Annotated in this window: 1 protein-coding gene and 2 pseudogenes; 1 reads left to right on the top strand and 2 read right to left on the bottom strand. The window is 76.0% G+C overall.

The genetic code is table 11. From position 1 onward, the window contains the following. Positions 1-1,756 (top strand): annotated as a pseudogene (locus AB0H87_RS40545) (hypothetical protein); the annotation flags it as partial. Here the strand turns inward: AB0H87_RS40545 and AB0H87_RS40540 are convergent. Continuing rightward, positions 1,743-2,258: a hypothetical protein gene (locus tag AB0H87_RS40540; RefSeq protein ID WP_360158775.1), complete on the bottom strand. Its 516-nt coding sequence runs from the start codon at positions 2,256-2,258 to the stop codon at positions 1,743-1,745. The pseudogene AB0H87_RS40545 and the gene AB0H87_RS40540 overlap by 14 nt on opposite strands. Positions 2,259-2,355: 97 nt before the next feature. Next, positions 2,356-2,583, bottom strand: a pseudogene (locus AB0H87_RS40535) (recombinase RecB); the annotation flags it as partial.

Below are 2,583 nucleotides of genomic sequence, written 5' to 3'. Positions count from 1 at the left end.
CGCCCTGCGCCTGCTGGACGGCGGCCGGGGCGGCGCCGAGCGGCACCGGTCGCTGCGCGCCGTGCTCGGTTGGAGCGACGAGCTGCTCGACGACGAGGAGCGGGGGCTGTTCCGGCGGCTGGCCGGCTTCGTCGGCGCGTTCGACCTCGGCGCGGCCGTCGCGGTCGCCGGGTTGCTCGGGCCGGTGGTCGTCGACGTGCTCGGCCGGCTCACCGACAAGAGCCTCGTCGTGCGCGTGGGTGAGCGGTGGCGCCTGCTCGCGACCGTGCGGGCGTTCGCGGCCGAGCGGCTGGCGGACGCCGGTGAGCGCGCCGACGTGTCGCGGCGCCGCCTGGTGTGGGCTGCCGGGACGGCTGAGGACCTGATCGGGCGCCGGCGCGACGACCCGGGTTGGGCCGAGGAGTTCGATATCGTCGCCGACGACCTGCGAGCCGCGCTGGCCGACGCACCGGCCGGTCGCGAGCCGGTGGCGCACCGGCTCGCGTGGGCAATGGCGGGGCTCGCCTACGCCCGACGGTTCCTGTCGGAAGCCGTGGCGCACGCGACCGATGCCGCGGGGCGGGCGGCGAACGCCGCGGCTGAAGCTGCCGACCTGGGGCTGGCGGCGTCGGCGACGTTCGCCGTCGGGCCGGCCGCGGGCGCGTTCGAGCTGCTCTGCGCCGCTGACGGAGATGCGGCGGCGTTCGCCCGCGCCGTGGTGATCGCCAACCGGTTCCCGTCGGGGTTCGCCGTCGAGGTGCCGCACGAACGGCTGGTCGCGCTGTTGGACGCGGCCGAGACCGGGGCCGCGGACCCGGTGGCCGCGGCGCACCTGGCCGCGGCGCGGGCGTGGAACGCGACCGGCGAGAAGTACCGGCCCGACCCGGCGCTGGCGGCGCTGGCCGTCGAAGCGGCTCGGCGCACCGGGTCGCCGGTGCTGCTCAGCGGCGCGCTGGACGCGCTCGGCGCCGTGGCCGCGCAGGAGGGCCGGCTCGGCGAGGCGCGGCGGATCGCGGGACAGCGGGTCGCGCTGCTCGCACAGCTGGACCGCGACGACCCGGCCGCGGCGGCGGAGATCCTCGACGTCCGGCACAGCGCCTGGTTGACGGCGCTGGCCGTGGGTGACCTGCCGGCGGCGCTCGCGGCGGCGGAGGCGATCCGCGCGGACGACCTGCTCGGCGTGCACCCGTATCGGCCGCTCGCCAAGCTCGTCCCACCACTGGTGCTGCTCGGCCGGTTCGCGGAGGCGCTGCGGCACGCGGAGCCGATGTGGGCGGCGTGGCGCCGATCGGAGGCACCCGTCGCGGCCTGGCTGGCGCCGGCGGCATCGTCGATCGCGATGGCGTGCGGGCTGCGTGGTGACGACGACGGGTTCCAGCGCTGGCAGGGCCGGGCCGAGCAGGCGATCGGCTCGGCCAACCCGAAACTCGCGGCGTACCACTCGGGTTTCGCCGTCTTCACCGCGGCGCGGGTCGCGGTGCATCGCGGGCCGTCCGCCGAGATGGTGATGACGGATCCGCAGGGGCCGCACGCGACCTATGCCGTCGCCGCGGCGGCCGAGCTGGCGGTGGTCGCCGGGTGGTCGGACGCGGCATCCCGGCTCGCGGCGGCGGAATGGGCCGGAGCCGAGAACCGCTGGGCCGCGGCCTGTCTCGACCGGGCACGCGGCCGGCTGAGCGGTGACCGCGACGCGTTCGCGCGGGCGGCGGCCGGCTTCGCGCGGGTCGATGCCGGCTTCGAGCGCGACCGCACCCTGGACCTGCTCAACAAGGCCTGACCCAGTCGACGTACGTCCAGCTCGTCCTCGGCACGCCGGCCCGGCCGCCGAAGCTGGCATGGCTGAACCGCCGCTCGTGGTCGTAGTAGAGCGCGGCGGTGCCGGGCAGCTGGTTGTTGCGGTAGGAGCCGAAGCCGGCGAACGGCAGGTAGAAGTAGTCGCAGGAGTGGAGCTCGAGCATGTCGCCGGCGTAGTGCTCGTGCGCGTAGGCGCAGAACACGTACGCACGGCAGGGCGCGGCCGCCCGGCCCGGGACGGTCACGCGGAGCACGGCGCGGCCGTCGAGGTCGATCGCGTCGATGCCCCGCTGCGTGCCGCCGAGCCGCTCCAGGTAGCGGTCGACCCGGTCCTGCAGGGCCTGCGCCTCGGCGCCGCTCAACCCGGCCGCGCTGGCCTGTGCCGCGAAATCCGGCGGCCCGGGGTCGGCCCGTGCCGGTTGTGCGTGGAAGCCGAGCAGGACGCCGACGAGCAGAGCCGCCATGGCCAGCAGACCGCGCTTCACCGCTGCCTCCCCCGTGCTGTGTCACCCAACGGCTGGGCGACAACCTGTCACGGACAGTGGTGACTGCATAGCTTGAGGTTGTTGATCCGACACGCGGTCAGGCGTCGGTCGCGGCCAGCCCCCGATCGAGACCCGCCCACTGGTCCTTGGTCGGCACGCCGGCGCCCGACGGGCACGAGCGCTTGAAGTCGCACCAACCGCACATGGGCCCCGGGGTCATGGGGAACGCCTCGTCGGGGTCGGCCCCGGCGGACACCGCCTTCTCCGCGTCGACGATGTCGCGGGCCGTGTCCTCGGCCCGGGCGACCTGGCGCGCCAAGGACGC

It is taken from the genome of Asanoa sp. NPDC050611 (assembly GCF_040654855.1).
Lineage (GTDB): Bacteria > Actinomycetota > Actinomycetes > Mycobacteriales > Micromonosporaceae > Asanoa.
Note: the sequence above shows the minus strand (reverse complement) of the source record. Positions and strands in the feature narration are given on the sequence as shown.